At 63.5% G+C, this 15,926-nt stretch carries 15 protein-coding genes; 10 read left to right on the plus strand and 5 right to left on the minus strand.

Features of this window, described 5'->3' with window-relative positions; translation table 11 throughout:
- The coding region (locus ENZ74_RS05265) for a glycosyltransferase (RefSeq protein WP_127312686.1) at window positions 1-1,049 on the minus strand (1,049 nt) is incomplete at its 3' end.
- A gap of 336 nt (window positions 1,050-1,385) precedes the next feature.
- Between ENZ74_RS05265 and ENZ74_RS05270 the strand changes: the two genes are divergently transcribed.
- Together ENZ74_RS05270 and ENZ74_RS05275 are read left to right on the plus strand one after the other, a co-directional pair.
- On the plus strand, window positions 1,386-2,555 hold the full coding sequence (locus ENZ74_RS05270) for a DUF1972 domain-containing protein (protein ID WP_027160834.1): 1,170 nt from the start codon (window positions 1,386-1,388) through the stop codon (window positions 2,553-2,555).
- Entirely contained in the window at window positions 2,552-3,814 is a 1,263-nt protein-coding gene (locus ENZ74_RS05275) for a cellulase family glycosylhydrolase (RefSeq protein WP_013530606.1), read from the plus strand. The genes ENZ74_RS05270 and ENZ74_RS05275 overlap by 4 nt, the downstream gene beginning before the upstream one ends.
- Here the strand turns inward: ENZ74_RS05275 and ENZ74_RS05280 are convergent.
- Together ENZ74_RS05280 and ENZ74_RS05285 are read right to left on the minus strand one after the other, a co-directional pair.
- A complete protein-coding gene (locus tag ENZ74_RS05280) occupies window positions 3,777-5,123 on the minus strand; it encodes a VpsF family polysaccharide biosynthesis protein (RefSeq protein ID WP_013530605.1) in 1,347 nt (448 codons plus the stop codon). The genes ENZ74_RS05275 and ENZ74_RS05280 overlap by 38 nt on opposite strands.
- Window position 5,124: 1 nt before the next feature.
- Complete coding sequence (locus ENZ74_RS05285) at window positions 5,125-7,227, minus strand: exopolysaccharide transport family protein (RefSeq protein ID WP_063168635.1); 2,103 nt, start codon at window positions 7,225-7,227, stop codon at window positions 5,125-5,127.
- A 249-nt stretch (window positions 7,228-7,476) separates the two neighbouring features.
- Here ENZ74_RS05285 and ENZ74_RS05290 point away from each other — a divergent pair, with 249 nt between their 5' ends.
- From ENZ74_RS05290 to ENZ74_RS05305, 4 genes are all read left to right on the plus strand, one after another.
- Window positions 7,477-8,973, plus strand: coding sequence for a hypothetical protein (locus tag ENZ74_RS05290; RefSeq protein ID WP_063168636.1), 1,497 nt, complete (start codon window positions 7,477-7,479; stop codon window positions 8,971-8,973).
- Between the two features lie 118 nt (window positions 8,974-9,091).
- Window positions 9,092-10,282 carry an NAD(P)/FAD-dependent oxidoreductase gene (locus ENZ74_RS05295; RefSeq protein WP_013530602.1) on the plus strand — a complete coding sequence of 397 codons (1,191 nt, stop codon included), beginning with the start codon at window positions 9,092-9,094 and terminating at the stop codon, window positions 10,280-10,282.
- 423 nt (window positions 10,283-10,705) lie between these two features.
- Window positions 10,706-11,737, plus strand: coding sequence for a hydroxyacid dehydrogenase (locus ENZ74_RS05300; RefSeq protein WP_063168637.1), 1,032 nt, complete (start codon window positions 10,706-10,708; stop codon window positions 11,735-11,737).
- 109 nt (window positions 11,738-11,846) lie between these two features.
- Complete coding sequence (locus tag ENZ74_RS05305) at window positions 11,847-11,957, plus strand: hypothetical protein (RefSeq protein ID WP_082826510.1); 111 nt, start codon at window positions 11,847-11,849, stop codon at window positions 11,955-11,957.
- A gap of 283 nt (window positions 11,958-12,240) precedes the next feature.
- Here ENZ74_RS05305 and ENZ74_RS05315 read toward each other — a convergent pair whose 3' ends face one another.
- Window positions 12,241-12,504 (minus strand): hypothetical protein, encoded by a 264-nt coding sequence (locus tag ENZ74_RS05315; protein ID WP_013530598.1) that lies wholly within the window; start codon window positions 12,502-12,504, stop codon window positions 12,241-12,243.
- A gap of 585 nt (window positions 12,505-13,089) precedes the next feature.
- Between ENZ74_RS05315 and ENZ74_RS05320 the strand changes: the two genes are divergently transcribed.
- The gene (locus tag ENZ74_RS05320) at window positions 13,090-13,764 is read left to right on the plus strand and encodes a Crp/Fnr family transcriptional regulator (RefSeq protein ID WP_164746004.1); all 675 of its coding nucleotides are present in this window, start codon (window positions 13,090-13,092) and stop codon (window positions 13,762-13,764) included.
- Here ENZ74_RS05320 and ENZ74_RS05325 read toward each other — a convergent pair whose 3' ends face one another.
- On the minus strand, window positions 13,765-14,088 hold the full coding sequence (locus tag ENZ74_RS05325; RefSeq protein ID WP_082826689.1) for a hypothetical protein: 324 nt from the start codon (window positions 14,086-14,088) through the stop codon (window positions 13,765-13,767).
- A gap of 228 nt (window positions 14,089-14,316) precedes the next feature.
- Between ENZ74_RS05325 and ENZ74_RS05330 the strand changes: the two genes are divergently transcribed.
- From ENZ74_RS05330 to ENZ74_RS34670, 3 genes are all read left to right on the plus strand, one after another.
- Window positions 14,317-15,063, plus strand: a complete 747-nt coding sequence (locus tag ENZ74_RS05330; protein ID WP_063168640.1) for a helix-turn-helix transcriptional regulator — start codon at window positions 14,317-14,319, stop codon at window positions 15,061-15,063.
- Between the two features lie 162 nt (window positions 15,064-15,225).
- The gene (locus ENZ74_RS05335; RefSeq protein ID WP_013530594.1) at window positions 15,226-15,519 is read left to right on the plus strand and encodes a hypothetical protein; all 294 of its coding nucleotides are present in this window, start codon (window positions 15,226-15,228) and stop codon (window positions 15,517-15,519) included.
- A 216-nt stretch (window positions 15,520-15,735) separates the two neighbouring features.
- The coding region (locus ENZ74_RS34670) for a hypothetical protein (RefSeq protein ID WP_206522258.1) at window positions 15,736-15,926 on the plus strand (191 nt) is incomplete at its 3' end.

Here is a 15,926-nt window from a genome sequence, read left to right on the forward strand (position 1 = left end):
GCCTCATAGCGCGCGCGCCCGGCAGCGACAAACCCGCGCCAGGCCTCAGGGGCGAGGATGATCTCCTGCAATTTCGCGCCAAGAGCTACTGCGTCGCCGGGCGGAACATGCCAGCCGGTCTGCCCGTCGCTGACCACTTCCACCAGCCCGCCGATCGCCGACACAAGCGGCGGCCGGCCATAAGCCATCGCCTCGATGGCGACGCGGCCCAGCGATTCCGGACGCCGCGACGGCACGGTGACGATGTCGGCCCAGCGATAATGCTCCGAGGGATCGGGAATGAAAGGCAGGACTCCGACGCGCCCGGCAAGCCCCATCGTTTCGACCAGTTCGGCAAGCGCACGCTCGCGCTCGGTGCTTTCGAAGGCGCCGCCGACCAGCCGCACCTCGACCCTCGCCTGGAGTTCTGCCGGCATCGAGGCGATCGCCTCCAGCAGGACCTCCTGCCCCTTGATCCGGTTGATGCGGCCGAGCAGCAGCACCCGCAATGGTCGCTTGCCGTCATACGTCATTGGTTCGACCGCCGCCGGCCCGGCAACGCCGTTGTAGACGACATGCGCGCGCGCGGCCTTGGGGTCGCCGAAAGCGGCTCGCGTCGCGCGCGAGTTGAAGATCAGATCCGCATGGCTCCAGTGCATCAGGCCGACGAGTATCCTGCGCATGGCGCCTTCGGGGATCTCGTGGATGTGCAAGACGGCTTTGTGGGGCAGTAATCGCGCGGCCAGCGCATAGTCGGCCACGATCGAGGTGTTGACATAGACGAGGTCGCAGGCCTTGAGGCGCCGCCACGCCCTGAACACGGCAACCGGCAATCGCGCCATCTCGACTGTCGCAAGGCGCGCAATGGCCTGGCGCCTCAACACCCAGAGCGGTTCGAAGACGATCCGGCTGGCATGCGCTTCCAGGATCTGGACGATCGGCCCGCTGCGCGGCAAGACCACCTCGATGTCGGCCGACGGAAACGCGGCGCGCAGCGCAGCCACGCTCTCCGCGAAGCTGCGGTCAGAACCATAGAGTTCATAACCCTGATGAACGCAGGCAATCCGCATCTTTGTTTCCCGCCGGGTGCTGCAACCATCGCGCTGGGCGATTGTGGCAGAACCCCGTCCGCAAGAATCATGCCTGGTTCGATATGTCCGACTATCGGTTCGATATGTCCGACTGCCGGCCGTACGCCCCTGGCATTGCTTCGTTTCGATACAGCTACGCACAGAAGGGTTGACCGAGAATGAAACAACCACCGGGTTCAACACCGTTTTTTTACAACCCCGCGCCATGATCCCCTCCCAGGATACCGAAATCGGAAGATGGCACGAAAGTTGCGGTCTGCTCATTATAAATTAAGCAATATCTAATATATGAAATGTGTGAAAGTGCCGCCGGCCATGAAACCAGAAAAGCCCGCCATTCTAATCCTGGGGACCCGCGGCATACCCGCGGCCCATGGCGGCTTTGAAACCTTTGCCGAAAAACTGGCGCTGTTTCTTGTCGGGCGCGGCTGGAAGGTCGGCGTCTATTGCCAGGATGAGGTCGAGCGGATCGACCAGCGGGTGCGCAGCGAAACCTGGCGCGGCATCGAGCTCATTCACATCCAGGTCGCCTCCAAGGGACCGCGCGCGACCCTGGAATTCGACTGGCAATGCGCCCGCGATGCTGCCAGACGACAGGGCGTTTGCCTGGTGCTCGGCTATAATGGCGCGGTCTTCCTGACCTGGCTCAGGCTGAAGCGGCGCAAGATCTTCACCAACATGGACGGCATCGAGTGGCGTCGCCCCAAATGGGGGATGGCGGCGCGAACCTGGTTCTGGCTCAACGAATGGATCGGCGCTTGGGCCTCGCATCGGCTGGTCGCCGATCATCCCGCCATCGCCGATCACCTGGCGACGCGCCGGCCGCGCAGCGCCATCGCCACCATCGCCTATGGCGCCGATCCGGTGGCATCAGCGCCCGAGGCGCCGGTCCGGGCGCTCGGCCTCGAGCCCGGGCGTTATCTCATCTCGATCGCGCGCATCGAACCCGACAACAACATCCTGCCGATTGTCGAATCCTTTTGCTCCACCAAGCGCGACATGAAGCTGGTGGTGCTGGGAACGCTGTCCGACGACATCCCCTACCATGCCGCCATCCGCAAGGCGGCGAACGGCTCGGTGGTCCTGCCGGGCGCCATTTACGACCAGGCAACGGTGAAGGCCCTGCGCTTCCACGCCCGCGCCTATCTGCACGGCCACACGGTGGGCGGCACCAACCCGTCGCTGGTCGAGGCGCTGGCGGCCGGCAACATGGTGATCGCGCATGACAATCCCTACAACAGGTGGACCGCAGGGGCTGCGGCGATCTACTTCACCGACAAGAACAGTTGCGCCGAGCGGATGCAGCAGGCGCTGGACGATGATGCCCTGGTCAAGGCCTGCGGCGTTGCCGCGAGGGCGCGGGCCCGCGAAGCCTTTCGCTGGGACGATGTCCTGCTCGCCTATGAAAACGAGGCCTATCATCTGCTCGGCATGACCGCCGCCAAGACCACTGCGATGGATCACGCATCGCCAGGAACCGTATGATAGGCTGGTCGCGCCGGCGGGTGCTGCGGACCGCGCTGTCCACTGCAGCGGCTCTCGGCTCGCTCCCGGTCGCACCAATCGCTCGCGCCGCCGCCGGGACGCGGTTTCGGCGCGGCGTCAACGCCTGGCCCTGGTTCTCGCTGACGCGTGAATTTCCCGCACCCCGCACCGACTACGGCTGGCCGCCCTTCCAGTCGCAACGGCCGGTGCCGACCCCAGACGACCTGCGTCGGTTGCGCGAGACCGGGCTCGATTTCATCCGCTTGCCCGTCGATCCCGGCCCTTTCCTGGCCGCCGACGCCAAGACGCGCAGTCAGTTGCTGGACATGCTGGACGCCGCCGTCACCGCCACCCTCGACGCCGATCTTGGCATCATCGTCAACATCCAGGCCAACGCTGCCACCCATTACTGGAACCCCGACCGCATGGTCTCCAGCACCGCCGCACCCGCTTTCGATCTCTATCGCGGGCTGGTCGGCGAGCTTGCCGGCAGGCTGGCGCGGTTCCAGCCCGGCAGGGTGGCGCTCGAGCCGGTCAACGAACCGGCGCAGGCCTGCGCGTCGAACGTCTGGTTGCAAATCCAGCTCGCGCTTCTGACCGCGGCAAGGGCATCGGCAGCGACCCTGCCGTTGGTCGTCACCGGAGGCTGCGGCTCGATGGTGAGCGGACTGACCGCGCTCGATCCGGGCCCGCTGTCGCCCTTCGAGCCGATCCTGTTCACCTTCCACTTCTATGAGCCCTATCTGTTCAGCCATCAGGGCGCGCCCTGGATGCGCGAGCCGGTCTATCGGTCGCTCAACAATGTGCCGTGGCCGGCATCCGCCGGCTCGCTGCAACAGACGCTGGCATCGGTCAGGGCGCGCATGGCGCAGGACACCGAAACCCCTGAAGACGCCAAGCAAGCAGCCTATGCCGAGACCGAGCGTGTGCTGAAAGTCTATTTCGACGCCCAGCCCGACCGCTGGTTTGTCGACAAATATCTTCGCCAGGTCCGCGATTGGGCCGATGGCCATAGCCTTGCGCCGGAACGCATCATCATGGGCGAGTTCGGCGCGCTGCGCACCGACGCCCGCTATGTCGCCGCGCCCAATCCGGATCGCGGGCGCTACATCGCCGATGTGAGGCGGAGCGCCGAGGAACTCGGCTTCGCCTGGGCACTGTGGGATCTCTTCGATGGCATGGGCATGATGGACGACACCACCCGGGCGCTGGACCCCGATATCATCGCGGCGCTTGGCCTGACCATGCCGGCGGACTGACCGGCCTGAACGCTGCCCGCGCCGGCCGATAGAGCACCAATGCCAGCACCACGAACTTGGTCAGCAGCGTCGTCTTCGACGCGACGCTTTCCGAAGTGTTGATCAGGATAACCCAGCCCAGCATCGGCAGCCAGATGCCGGGATGGCAGCGGCGCGCCACCTCGAACAGGAACAGCACGAAGCCGAACGTCAGCAAAAGCGTGAAGAAGGCGCCCTGATAAAGGACCGTGCGGATGATCGGGTTCTCGATGCCCTGTTCGAGACCGTTGATGCGGCGCAGGCTGTCGATCAGGTCGACATCCGGTCCCACGATCAGATCGCGCAATTCCAGGTGCTTGAAGAGCTCGAACATCTCGACGCGGGCATTGGCGCTGCCGCTGTCCGACACGAAGCGCTCCAGCAGCGCGTCGAAAAAGCCCAGATATGCCGCCACGATGATGACGACCGGCAGCAGGGCGGCGAGCATGAAGCCGAGTGCCGCACCGAGGAGATTGACGCGGCCCTGGCGCAATTTGGTGATGCCCTGAAAAAGCAGGTAGCAGCCGCCGAGCACCACCGTCGTCACCATCGCCGTGCGGCCGCCGAAGGCGACGAGTGCCGCGCATTGCAAGCCGATCAACCCTATCCGCACAGGCATCGACAGGGATCTGGCACCGGAGAGCAGCGCAAGCACATAGATCGACGTCACCATGGCATTGGCAAGCGGATGCCCCTGCAGCGCGCTCGAGCGCAGATCGGTGGTAAACGCCACGCCGTCGAGGCGATAGGGGAAGATAAGCGTCTTGGTGGCGAACTCGAAAAGGGCAAGCAAGGCATTCGCCGTCATGACCACGTGGACGACGGTCTGCAGCCCGGCGAAGGTCCGCTCGTCGTCCTCGCTGAGCATCAGCACGAGAAGTGCCGCAGCCACGAACGTATCGATCATGCCGGCCATACCGGGCCGCTGCCTGGCGATGACAACGACCAGAAGCACGATCGATATGGCGGCCATCAGCGCGCTGGCCGGCCGCCTGTCAGCGAGATGGACGATATGGCCGACCGGATTGCCTGATGCGCAGGAGCGCCAGGCAAGCAGCAGGACGATGAGATAGGTGGACGGGTGGATCTTGGTCGCCGGGTTGCCGAACAGGCCATCATAATTGTAGCCGACCAGCCACAGCATGCCCCCCGAGATGCTGAACAGCACCGCCACCGCCGCGATCAATCCGAAGCGCGTCAGCGCATCGACCGAGGTGCCGGAGATGGGCGTGCCGGCGCGGGGTGCGGCAGCACCATGGTTCGAAGCGCTTGCGCTCCAACTGGCCGCCATATCAGGCGGCCTCGTCGACCAGCAAGGCGGCTGTCGGCAGGCGCCCCATGACGGAGACCGCCTGCGAAGTCGTCGTGACGTCGCGCATCGGGGTGGCGTTCAGCGTGGCGACGAGCACGATCTCGTCGGCCATGGCGACCAGCGGCGAGGCATTGAGATTGTCGGCCAGCGCGCCGCCGTCGATGACGACGAGCTCGAAGCTCCGGCTGGCCCGCGCCAGCATCTGCTGCGCAAAATAGATGCCATGCGCTTCCTGGAAGACCGCCTTTGAGCGGCCCCTGCCCAGCACGGCAACGTTGCTGCCGGCGGCGTAATGGCTGACGGCCTCGAACGCGTACTCGCCGCGCAGAACATCGAGGATCCCCGGCTGCGGATCCTTCTGGCCGCCGCCGCCAGCATTGGCATCGATAAACAGCACACGGCTGCCCCTGGATGCCGCGGCATTGGCCAGCAGCCGCGCCACCCGGCTGCGCTGCGCGCCCTCGCCCGGCGACGATGTCACCAAGATGGAAGGCACCAGCGGCCAGTCCGCCGGACGCTGGCCCGAACTGAACATGCGCCTGAGCGCAAGGCCGACGACGGCATCGGTCTTCTGGCTGGAGGCGGCGGCGCGCGCCCCGCCGAAAGGCCACCAGCGCCGGCCTGTGTCCGACTTTGCCGGCACCACGCCCAGCACCGGCGCGTCGATGGCCGACTGCATCTGGGCGCTGGAAAGCACCGTCGGCGAGGAATATTCGGCGATCAGCGCCAGACCGGTGCCGAGCCCAAGGCCGCCGAATATCGCGCCCAGCAACAGCAGCGGCAGAGGCGGCCAGCTCTTCTTCAAGGCGGGCATGGCGTTGGAGATGATGCGCGCATTGGTGCTGTCGACATTGATCTGCTCGCGCGTCTCCTGGGCGCGCTGGAGATAGTTCGAGTAGACGGAACGCAGCGCCTCGAGGTCGCGCTGCAATTCGCGCAGCCGCACCGAGGCCTGATCGGTGTCGAGCGACTTGCTCTTCATGCCGGCGACCTTGGCTTCCAGCGCCTGCTGGTTGGCCAGCGCCCGTTCGTAGTCGGTCTCGGTGGCGGTGGCGATGCGGCCAAGTTCGCGCGCGATCAGCTGGCGTGTGTCGCGCAGTTGCTGCTGGGCTGCGATCAGCGAGGGATGACGCGGCCCCAACTCCGTGCCGAGCTGCGAGACCTGGTCGACCAACGTCGCCTCCTGCGCCCGCAGGCTCGAGATCACCGCCGAGCGCATTGCTTCCGAAGTTGCGTCCGGCGTGCCGCTCTGCCGGCGCATCTGGTCGACCTGCGCCTTCAGCGCCGCGGTGCGGCTCTGCGCCGCCGCAAGCTGCGTGTTGATCTCGGTCAGTTCCTGGTCGCTGACCAGATTGCCTGCCGCCATCACCATGTTGTTGGCGGACTTGTAGGCTTCGACGGCGTTTTCGGCTTGCTGGACGCGCTTGCGCTGCTCGTCCAGCCGCGCGGTGATCGACTCGGAAGCGTCCTTGGCCATTTTCGCGCGCGCGCTCGCCTGGTCGACCAGGTAGGCCTGCGCGATGGCGTTGGCCAGGAGGGCGGCTTTGTCGGCGCTCTTGGCAGTGACGATGACGTCGAGGACCAGGACCTTGTCGGCCCGCTTCACCGCCAGGCGCCGGCGCAGCGCGTCGAGTGTCTGCACCGACCTGTCGCCTTCGGCTGATGCCGAACCGAGCAGGCGCGACAGCAAGCCCTGCCCATTGAATTCCGGATCCTGCGTCAGGTTTGTCGCCGCGATCGCCCGCATCAGCACGCCTGTCGACTGGACCACGCTGACCTGGCTCTCGACCTGCGTGATGCCGCCATCGGGTGAGATACGGCTGGGATTGACGTCGTTGGTGACCACCTGCAGGTCCTGCGGATCGATCAGGATTTCCGCCGCCGAGCTGTAGAGCGCCGGTGTGAATAGGCCGTAGAGCAGGGCGACCAGCGTCAGCAGTGCGACGGTGCCGAAGATCCAGAACCGGCGGCGCACCAGGATGCGCTTCAGATCGCCCAGTTCGACAGTGGAGGCTGCATATGATCCCGCGCGTGCCGGATCCGGGGAGTGTTGCTGAGGAACCATGGGCAGGGATGATTGCATGGCTGCCTCCGACAATACTCCATATGCCGGCAAGATCAGTTTGCGGCGCTAACCTAGCTATTCCTCCAACTGTTAAAACATTGTTAATTATGTTGAGAGGTGACGTGAATTTTGGCACGCGGTTTGCTTAAAAATATACATATCGAGGTGTTGGCTACGCAGCGAGCGGAGACGAATGCAAATGGGGTTACAATTTGACCGGACCGGTCTGGCCGGCAAGGCCGGGCACCGCCTTTTCGGACCTCCAACATGCAGATAAGCCTCCGCCTGGACGGCGACTGCGTCCGCGCCTTTCACGTCACGCTGCTGGAGCGCCTTGCCGCGCTCGAAGACGTCGAACTGTCCGTCGATGTCAGGCCGGCGGGCGGTGGCATTCCGCGCAGCGCCGCGGCCCTGTTTCAACTCGAAACGGCGATCCACGGACTGTCCCATGATGGACTGGCCAAGCGTGTGCCGCTTTCGGCGCTCGCGCCCTACCGGCAGTCCCCCGCTTCGCCTGACCTCGTCATCGACCTCTGCGGCGATGTCAGGCTGGAAAACACACGGATCTGGCGCGTCACCTATGACGGCGCCAGCGGCGAAGCGGCCTTGCTGGCCCTGATCCTCGCAGGTCGCACGCCGCTTGCCCGCATCGAGGAGAACGGCGTTGCGATCGCCGCCGGGCGTCTGGGCACCGAATATGGCGGCATCGCGCTGGCGTCCTTCCAGGATATGCTGGCGCGCACAGCAAGCCTGATCATAGCTGCCATGTCAGGCGCGGCAAAGTCCGTGCCTGATCTGCCCGAACCGGCGCAGGTGGGCGGCCCGCCGCCAATGCCCTCGGCGGGCAAGCTTGGGGTCAGGGCCGGCAAGGCGCTGGCGCGGCGGATCATCCAGAAGATCTATCACCTTTGCTACAACGCGCCGCACTGGAAGGTCGGCTGGCGGCAAACCGGGAGCCGCGATCTGTTCGAGCTGCGCGCGCATCCGGCGTCGGGTTGGCAAGAGTTGCCGGACGACGGCAGCCGCTTCTACGCCGATCCGTTCCCCATCCTCTACCAGGGCCAGCTGACCCTGTTCGTCGAGGACTATATCCATCGGCTCGGCAAAGCCATCATCTCCGCCGTTCCCTTCGGCCCGGCAGGCCCGCTCGGAAGGCCTGAACCGGTGTTGGAGCTGCCCTACCATCTCTCCTACCCCTTCGTCTTCGAGCGCGACGGCGAGGTCTGGATGGTGCCGGAAAGCTGCGCCAACGGCACGGTCGATCTCTACCGGGCCACAGCTTTTCCCGGCGGATGGGTCAAGGAGGCGACGCTTCTGTCCGGTGTCGTCGCCAGCGACGCCACGCTTGTCGAGCATGGCGGCGCCTGGTGGCTGTTCGCCACCGTCCGCGACGGCGGCGGCGCCTTCTCCGACGCGCTGCATCTGTGGTCGGCGCCGGATTTTCGCGGCCCCTGGACGCCGCACCCCAAAAATCCCGTGCTGATCGATATCGCCTCGGTGCGGCCGGCCGGCCGCATGGTCAGGCGCGGCAACGACCTGCTGCGCCCGGTCCAGGACTGCCGCAGGAGCTACGGCGCGGCGCTTGGCATCGCACGCATTTCTCACCTTGATTTGATCGGCATGGAGCAGGTCGTTGAAACCATCTTAAATCCAGGTGCGCTATGGAGTGGGCGTAAACTTCACACGCTCAACGAGGCTGGCGGCTTTGAGTTCATCGATGGCTCGGCGATCGCACCGCGCTGGAAGCAGCGGGCCCGCGATTAACCTAAACATTGGTTACTACCAAGCACGCGCGCCGGTTGCTTGCGGTTGATTTAGGTCCGGAAGATATTTTCTACCGGAGATTGTGAAACGCGCCGTTGCCATCAGAAAGAGCAGCAAAATGAGTATCTCAGAGGCTGGCCCGGCCCAAGTCGATGTGGCGATCGTCGGTGCCGGAATGGCCGGCACGACCTTGGCAATTCTGTTGGGACGAGCCGGCCGCAAGGTGGCGCTGATCGATCCGCACCGCGTCCACCACGAGGAATTCCGGGCCGAGAAGATCGGCATGGACCAGATGCTGCTGTTCGAAAAGCTCGGCCTCGATGCGACACTCAAGCGTCTCGTCACCTCCACGACCGACACGCATGTCTTTCGCCTCGGCCAGTTCTTCGCGCATGAGAAGAAGGCTGAATTCACATTCTCCTATGGCGCGCTGATCAATGGCCTGCGCGACGCCTTGCCTGCGCAAGTGCCGCTGACGGTCGGCAAGGTAACCGAAGTCTCGACTGGACCGGACCGGCAGCGGCTTGTGCTGGCCGACGGCACCGTCATCGATGCCCGCCTGCTGGTGGTGGCAACCGGTCACGGCGAGGCGGTGCGGCGCGCCGTCGGCGTCGAGCGTATCGAGCAATCGAAGGCGCATTCATTGTCGATGGGATTCGACCTCGCCATCTCGCCCAGCGATTTCGGTCATCAGTCCGTCACCTGCTACAGCAGGCGGGCCGCCGACCGTATCGCCTACATCAGCATCTTTCCCCTCGGCGACAAGATGCGGGCGAACATGTTCCTCTATCGCAATGTGGCCGAGCCGTGGACGCGGGCGTTCCGCCAGGAGCCGCAAAAGATGCTCTGCGAATTGATGCCCGAAATAGCCGTGCGATGCGGCAACTTCGAAGTCGCGAGTCCTGTCGAGGTCAGGCAGATCAGTCTGAGCACGACGCAAGGCCATCGCCGCGACGGGGTCATCTTCATCGGCGATGCTTTCTGTACCACGTGTCCGACGCCGGGCGTCGGCATCGGCCGCGTGATGACCGATGTCGATCAGCTCCATTCGGTTCACATTCCACGCTGGCTCGAAACTCCAGGCATGGCGGCTGACAAGATCAACGCCTTCTATGACGACCCGGTCAAGGTGGCTGCCGATGAGGATGGCATGCGGGTCAGTTACTATGCCAAGTCGATTACCGCCGACACCGGGCTGGAATGGCGCGTGCGGCGCCTGCGCAACAACACCGCGCGCCAGCTGATGATCATCGGCCGTAAGGTCCGGCATCTGGGACAACGGCGGGCACCCGTGGCCAATATGCGATAGGGCGCGACCAGTGGCGCCCTATCGCCGATATTGATTGCCCTTATAGGGCGAAGGCGTCAGTCGCCAACCGCTCAGGTTGCCGTCGGCGGAGGTGTCGATGGGGCAGTCTGGGCCGTGACACCCGAAAGCCTGTCGCGCTTCTGCAAGGTTGGTTTCTCGTATTTCTTCACTGTAAAGTGCCCTCCGAATTGATACGGCGCCAGCAGAACCAATTCCCTGCCCCATGTCAATTGTGCCATTACTGGTTCTTACGTCGTATCCACGCCATCGCGGTCAAACGATTCTTCACTGTTGCATTGCCGGCACATATCGGCTCCGACAGGTCACCTCATCCCAGCGCCAATCCCGCTCTCCTCGGCCGCGCGATGTTGTAAATCGTTTCATCCAAGGTATTTTGGCCATTGGGGAACAGAGGGAATAGTCATGTCCAACAGCGCCTTGCCGCTGGTCATCAGTGCGCCTGAACCACGCACGCTCGACCTGATCTTCACAGCCCGGCAGCTGGCGCGGCTCAAGGCGCACTATCGCATCGTCGAGACGACCGCTGACGGCGTCGCGAAACTGCCGGCCGACGTGCTGGCCGAGGCGCGCTATATCATCGGCCAGCCGCCCATATCGCCCGAAACGCTCGATCGGATGAAGACACTGCGCTGCGTCTTCAATGTCGAGACCAACCTCATCAACAATATGCCCTACGAGACGTTGTTCGCGCGCGGCATCCATGTCGTCACCACCGGCCTGGTGTTCGCCGAGCCGGTCGCGGAGCTTGGCCTTGCCATGGCACTCAATCTCGCCCGCGGCATCGTCGATGCCGACCTCGCCTTCCGCCAGGGACAGGAACTGTGGGGCGGCGACGGCAACCAGACGGCGCGGCTCTTGTCCGGCGCCGATGTCGGCATCATCGGTTTCGGCGATCTCGGCCGGGCGCTCAACCGGCTGCTGTCGGGCTTCCGCACCCGCACCAAAGTCTTCGATCCATGGCTGCCGCCATCGATCCTCATCGACAATGGCGTCGAGCCGGCCTCCCTCGACGAGGTGCTGTCGACCAGCGACTTCATCTTCGTCGTTGCCTCGGTGACCAGCGAGAACCAGGGTTTTCTCGGTGCCGACGCCTTTGCCGGCATGCGCAAGGGCGCTGCCTTCATCCTGCTCAGCCGCGCCGGCGTGGTGGACTTCCCGGCGCTGATGGCGGCGGTGAAGAGCGGCCACATCGTCGCCGCCAGCGACGTTTTTCCCGAAGAACCGCTGGCGCGGGACCATCCGGTGCGCGCCCTGCCCGGCTTCCTGCGCTCGGCTCACCGCGCCGGCGCGCTCGACATCGCCTTCAAGCGCATGGGCGATATGGTGCTGGAGGACATGGACCTGATCGACCGCGACCTGCCGCCGCTGCGCTCCAAACGCGCCGAGCGCGAGACGGTTTCGCGCATGCGTTCCAAGCCGGCCGACAGGAATTGAGGCGTGGATTTTCGTTCGGGTTGGCCGGCCCTCGACCAGGTCCGCTTGACAGGAGCGCGGCCGGCGATGACGCTGCCGCAATCGAACTTTGCGGAGGGAGGCCGTGACCATGAAGAAGATCTATGAAAAGCCGATGCTGCTCAAACGGCAGAAACTCTCCGCCGTGACGGCGCAGCAAGCCACTTCAGGAGTGACCGGTCCGATCGGCCCGACAGGCTGACGCCTCACGGTGTTCGATGAAGGTAGCATTGGACGCGCCCGCGGGTCGGCGGCGAGACGGCAGTCGCTCAAGGCGCAGCATCAGTGTTTATGGCTGCTCTTCGCTCTGCGGGCAACCGCTTCCATAAAAGAGCGGGCGGCAGCGTCACAGGCTGTTCTGGACGGTCCATTCGCGGACAGCACGACCTCCGCGGCCTTCCGCGACATGCCGTATTTCCGGGCGAAGACCGCAGCGTCGTAAGGTTCGTTTTCGGCCGGTGCCGCGGACGTGATCCTGGCCTTGGTCATTGGCGGGTCCGCCTGAAACTCTCAAGCAACTCGCCTTCATTGCGGCAGCCATTCTGGAACAGCGAAAACACCGTGGCTGCCAGAAGCTGCACGTCCGACTCCCCCGACATGCGATCAAATTTGCGCTCCAGGCAGACCCGATCGAAGACGCGCTGGCACAGTTGCAGATCGGAAGGATGGAGACCGGGATTGCGCTTACGAAGGCTCGACATAAGAAGCCCCTTTCGGAGCAGCGGCCACTTTTGATGCATGTCGTCCAAAAGTGACCTCGGCTTTGGGAGAACGACATGCATAAACAAAGACCCTAAAGCGCATCGCATAAATCGGATCAAACGCGATGCGCTTTAGACGCTGTGGGTCAAAAAATGAAATCGGGCTGAGCAAGAGTCAACATCGGCCTTCATCACAGTAACTATCGTACAATTCTCCCCCCGGTCCTCCCCCTTCTTCGAACGGTCCCCAGGCCCAGCGCGACATGGCGCTTTTCATTGGCCAGCGGATTTTATCGGCGTGATCCGGCGCTCTCATGAAATATGTCGGTTTTGTACCAAATGGCGTTTGGTACGTTTCCGACACTAACATTCAGGCCGATCTTTTCATATGCGAACAGGCGTTGGGGGGCGCCGTGCTTCGAATTTCATATCGCATTGATATCTTTCTGCGTTCAGAGCCCCTATACATAGGCCATCGTCCTCACGTTTTTACGGGCACGGACGGCTGGGAGATTGGATGGCTCTTGCCCTGCATTGGGCCACGCCATGTCTGATCCCAACAAAAACTCTGATCCCGACAAAAAACCCAATCCCGACGGGAACCATCCGTACCGAAACCAATTGCTGCGGCGCATGCCTGCGGATGATCTGGCGTTGCTCGAGCCGCACATGCAGCGCTGCGACTTGCCATTGCGCATGATGCTGGTGACCCCGAATGTTCCGATCGAGGCCGTCTACTTCATCGAACAGGGCATTGGTTCGGTGGTCGCCAGCACGGCAAGCGGCCAAGAGGCCGAAGTGGGCTTCATCGGCTTCGAAGGCATGACGGGATACTCCCTGGTGATGGGCGACGACCGTGCGCCGCATGCCTGTTTTGTCCAACTCGAAGGCGAAGCGATCCGCATCGAAGCCGGCGCTTTCAAGGCAGCTTTGGAGGCAAGTACGACCTTGCGCATGTTCCTGCTGCGCTTCGTCAACGCACTACAAACCCAGGCCGGCTGCACCGCGCTCGTCAACGCGCGGCTGAAGCTCGAGGAGCGGCTGGCGCGATGGTTGCTCATGTGCGACGACCGGGTGCCCGGCGAACATCTCGCCATCACCCACGAATTCCTGGCCATCATGCTTGGTGTCAGGCGGCCAGGCGTCACCGTCGCGCTTCAATTGCTCGAAGGCCGCGCGTTGATTCGCTCGAAACGGGGCGAGATCGTCATTCGCGACCGCGCCGGGCTGCTGGAACTCGCCAATGGCAGTTACGGCGAAGCCGAGGCCGAATATGCAAGGCTGATCGGCGAGATCGGCGCGGCCTGATCAGGAGCGGCTGCCGCCGGCATCCGGCTTGCCCGATGTCGCTTTGCCGGGCGGTGCCGCACCGCCTTTTATGGGCCCATCCCTGCCGATCGGCCCATCCCTGCCGATCGGCCCATCCCTGCCGATCGGCTCATCCTTGCCGATCGGCAAGCCGGCATGCTCCAGGCTTGCAAGCTTGCACTTCGTCTGCTCGGCCGCCGCTCCGACAAGGCAATCAATGGTGAACATGGCACCGGCGTGATCGCTTGCCGCGACCGCCTGGCGGATTTTCGTCAATTGCGCCTGCGTGTAGTCCAGAAGCTCGACCAGGTCGGTATGATCCAAACCGCCCTCCATTACAGGATGTCGAGAGGCCGATCCGAGGTCGCTCTTGCCACCGAAATACGCCCATTTACGCGGCTTGCATAGCCGGACTGTCAGAATCGTACAGCCTACGCTCTACGGGATCGTTGCCTATTGGCCAAAGGTCCATCTTCGCGCCAGCGCCACGGCATGCAAGTGTATATAAGCTATCGCTTGAATACTGGTCCGTACGTCTGTCGGGGAGATGTCGTGCCAATTCGCGAGAATCTCGCCGCCAATCTCAGGCGGCTGGTCCAGCGCCATGCTTCCGTCAGCGCGGTGTGCCGTGAGCTTGGCATCAATCGCACCCAGTTCGAGCGCTATCTGCAAGGCAAGGCGGTGCCCAACAAAACCACCGCCAGGCTGATCTGCGATTATTTCAAGATCGACGAAAACGAGCTGTATCGCGAGCCGGCTATTCCCGCAGCCAACGGCGACGGCAATGCATCGCTGCGCGAGGCACTGTACGAAAACATGGTGCGGCCGCCGTCGCCCGCCATCGCCGGCGGCACTTATTTCACCTATTTTTCGGTCCCCGGCCGCCCCGACCTTCTGATGCGCTCGGTCACCTTCCTGCGACGTGAGGCCGAGCTGGTCACCTTCAGGCGGGTGACGCGGTGGGCCCCGGGCGATGGCCAGGGTGGCGCCAGAATGCCCGGCAACCACTACGGCGTAGCGATCTCGCGCCTGAACTGGATCTATTTCACAGGCATCAACCGCCGCCAGACAAGCGAGCCCTCGATCATGACCGTACAGTGGGCTCCCATCTCCGAACCGGTTCTGGTCGGCAGGGCGATCGTCCTCACAGGATCGGGGCCGGCCTTTGTGCCGGTCATCATGCGGCAGGACGTCACCAGGGTCAGCATGAAGCGGGCGTTGCAGATGGCCCATATCGTCAGCCTCGACGACCCCAGCGTCGATCGACTGGTGGTCAGTCTCGCACGAGAGACCCGATAAACTCGCCTCCTACGGGAAAAATCGGGGAAAGTTTCAAGTTTTTCGGCTATATTTTTCCTCGTTTCGGCTTTTTTACGCAAAAAATGCCGGAACTTTCACCCAAACCTGTCGTTTTCCAATGGATCGTTGCTTCGACGATCCCAAAGCAATAGGAGAGTACCCATGAACATCAAGATGATCTGCTTGGGCGCCATGGCACTTTCGATGGTCGGCGGCGCGGCGTTTGCCAAAACGTCGGCTCTCGACGATCCAGCCAAGATGCAGCCCTTCTACACCGATAGCAGCATGAAGACGATGGTCAGCAACGACGACTTCGTGAAAGCCTGGAAGGCCCTTACGCCGGACGACCAGACCGCGATGATGAAGGCCTGCGAGGACGAGGCGAAGGACGCCACTGCGGCCAACAGCCATCCCGAATTCTGCAGCAGCGTGAAAGCGAACGGCGGCAGCAAGTAGCAGTCCAGCAACCCGAATGAGAAACAGCCCCGCGCGGGGCTGTTTTGCGTCTGCCGCAGGTGTGCAGACAAGCCAGCCACGCAAGGATCGGGCCCGGCCGGCACCCGGCCCATCTCCCCATTTCTGCCATGTTGCACTGCGATAATTTGTTGCATTGCGATATCGGCCTGCACCGCCGACATTGCACAGGGGCTGGGCTTGCACGAGGGAGCCGTCGTGGCAGCATCGTTCCGGCCGGACATACAAGGATTGCGCGCGCCTGGCATAGAAGCGCCAGAGGTCGAGCCGGCCGGTCTCGCCGATCTCCTGCATGAGATGGGTCGATATCAGCCAGCCCGAGATGACGAAGAAGATGTCGACGCCGGCAAAGCCGCCGGGGAGCGCGGTGAGGCCGAAATGGTAGGCGA

Origin of the sequence: Mesorhizobium sp. M7A.F.Ca.CA.002.15.2.1 (assembly GCF_003998715.1) — a bacterium.
GTDB lineage: Bacteria > Pseudomonadota > Alphaproteobacteria > Rhizobiales > Rhizobiaceae > Mesorhizobium > Mesorhizobium ciceri.